This window comes from Candidatus Eisenbacteria bacterium (genome assembly GCA_035712145.1).
Classification (GTDB): Bacteria; Eisenbacteria; RBG-16-71-46; order RBG-16-71-46; family RBG-16-71-46; genus DASTBI01.
Genome location: DASTBI010000257.1, coordinates 1 through 2,212, shown reverse-complemented (window position 1 = coordinate 2,212; position 2,212 = coordinate 1). Strand labels below are relative to the sequence as shown.

Annotated in this window: 3 protein-coding genes; all 3 read right to left on the bottom strand. The window is 64.6% G+C overall.

Features of this window, described 5'->3' with window-relative positions; genetic code table 11:
- Positions 1 to 168 precede the first annotated feature (168 nt).
- Positions 169 to 651, bottom strand: coding sequence for a VOC family protein (locus tag VFQ05_18130; GenBank protein HET9328688.1), 483 nt, complete (start codon positions 649 to 651; stop codon positions 169 to 171).
- Positions 652 to 816: 165 nt separating this feature from the next.
- Positions 817 to 1,401 carry a hypothetical protein gene (locus VFQ05_18125; GenBank protein HET9328687.1) on the bottom strand — a complete coding sequence of 195 codons (585 nt, stop codon included), beginning with the start codon at positions 1,399 to 1,401 and terminating at the stop codon, positions 817 to 819.
- Between the two features lie 352 nt (positions 1,402 to 1,753).
- Positions 1,754 to 2,212 (bottom strand): alpha/beta hydrolase (locus VFQ05_18120; GenBank protein HET9328686.1); only part of this gene is annotated, 459 nt, incomplete at its 5' end.

The window sequence follows — 2,212 nt, the reverse complement described above, 5'->3', positions numbered from 1 at the left end:
GCTCCTGATCGTCGCGTTGTCGGTCGCCGCAGCGGTCTTCCTCATCCTCGAGCTCGACGGGCCGCTCGAGGATCTCATCAAGGTCTCGGCCACGCCGTTGCGCTACGCGCTCGACCACATCGGCCGCTGAGGCGCCCTCCCACTATAGGCGTCCTGCCTGGCATCAGTTTACTTCGATGGCCGCTGCCCCGGTCCGAAGATCTGGATGAGGTTGTTCGCGTTGTCGCGGATCACGACATTGGCTCTTTGAGTCGGGCTGGCGGGAAAGGGCCCGAACGCGAAGGTGACGCCCCGCGCGCGCAGCTCCTCCACCGTCTTGTCGAAGTCCTTGACCACGAATCCCGCCTTGAAGAAACCATGCTGCACCTCGGCCCGCGACGCTCCGCCGGTCACCAGGGGCTGGGCCGTCGAGTGGCGCACGAGTTCGACGATCAAGCCGCCCCCTTCGAGCACGGTCACCTCGACCGGCTCCTTGATCTCCATCGTCGGGGAGAGCCCGAGCTTGCTCGTGTACCAGGCGACACTCTCCGCCATGTTCGGGACCGAAAGCGCGAAGAAGGCGCCGCCCGTGGCCTCCAAACGGCTGCGCTCGGCCGACTCTGCCGGGCTCGCGAGAACGAAGGCCAGACAAACCAGAAGCGCGTTTCTCATCGGAGACCCCCCGTGGATGTCCTCGGACCGATCACCATGACGTCCAACCGTAGGGACACCTGACAGGGCTTCAAGACCGTGTCGCCCGCCGCGGTGGCCACGAAGACCATCGCGGGGCTTGGGACGTGAGCCGCACCGTATTCGATCCAATTCAAGTCATGTCCTTCATTTCAACGAGTTCTTCTGGTGGACCGCGAGACGCAGAGCGTCGTCGAGCGATCCCTGAATGACCAGCATCTTGACCTCCAAGACGACCTGACGCCGCGGCTCGAGAGGTGCTTGGGGATCGACGTGCTGACACGTCAACGCCGGGTTGCTCCACACGTTCCCAGCCGTTCGCGAGAAGCTGGCCACCACCCAATCCCCTCCGGTCGAACGCGTCATGACCAGCGGGAAGTCCACTGCTCGTGCCTTGTGGTAGTAGGTGATGCCGTCCGCGCGGCTCTCGATACGCTGCGCGGGCACCGGCCAGTTGAACGAAGCCAGCACTCGCGCCGGCAACCAGGTGTCCAAAGGTCGAGTCAGCCGGTCGGGAAAATCTGATGCGAGCAAGTCGAAGCCCTGCGCGTGGTGGACGTAGGTCCGCTCCAGTCGCTGGTCGTGGAACACACCGGTGAGGCGTGGGTCCGTCACCGCAACGATCATGTCGAAGCGACTATCGGAACGGTTGTTGAGCTTGTATCGGAAGCGAACGCCGTCGTGGTCGATCGTTGCTCGCACCAGCATCTGCACGGGGCCTGGGAGCGTCAATTCGTACTCGAGCGCATGTCCCCGGAGGTGCCAGGTGGGCCGTTCTACGGTCCGATCGCCAGGCAGGAACAAGTGTTCGGCAGTGGTCTCACCATGGCGAACCGCGGTGACGTGCTCTGGGACGAGAATCTCGATCGAGCGATCCGATTCTGCGCTTCCGGGAAGGACCACACGGAGGGTCGGCTGCGGAGCGTTCGGCACGGAGATCAATCGCAGGCCACTGGCATTGCGAACAACCAATGGATCTAGAGCCTGAGCCGACACGGCCTCCCGGGAGAGAAAGGCGACGAGGCCGATGACGGTCACGAGCGCCAGGAGACCGCTCTTCCTGGAGAAATTCATCGCTCACCCGCTACGTCGTCCTGGCGTAGAAGGTCTCGATCGCCGCGAACGTCTCCGCCGGGCGCTCCAGATACGCGAAGTGGCCGCATTCCGGGAGCAGCATGAAACGAGCCCCAGGGACCGCGTCGGCGATGCTCTTCGCGCAAATCACCGGGATCAGGTCGTTCTCACCGTGGATCACGAGCACGGGCTTGCTCGCTCGCGCCAGCCTTTCCCCAACGTCGTAGTCGGGCTGCAGCCAGGTCTGCTCGTAGAGCCGGTCCTCGATGGCGCGAGCCTTGAGGATGTCCGCGGGGGCGAAGTGGGTGCGGAGCCGACGCACCACCAGTTCGAGCGTCTCCCGGCGCCGGAACGTCGCGCCGAAGTGCGCCCGGTACAGCTCGGCCTCCACCGCCACGTCGCCCTTGGCATAGGCGGGGGTCTTCGCAATCTCGCTCATCCTGGCCAAGCACTCGCTGTGGTGGGCCTG

What these genes read in the sequence shown, in the direction of transcription:
- VFQ05_18130 (HET9328688.1), bottom strand. Translation starts at nt 651, where the DNA reads ATGAGAAACGCGCTTCTGGTTTGTCTGGCCTTCGTTCTCGCGAGCCCG.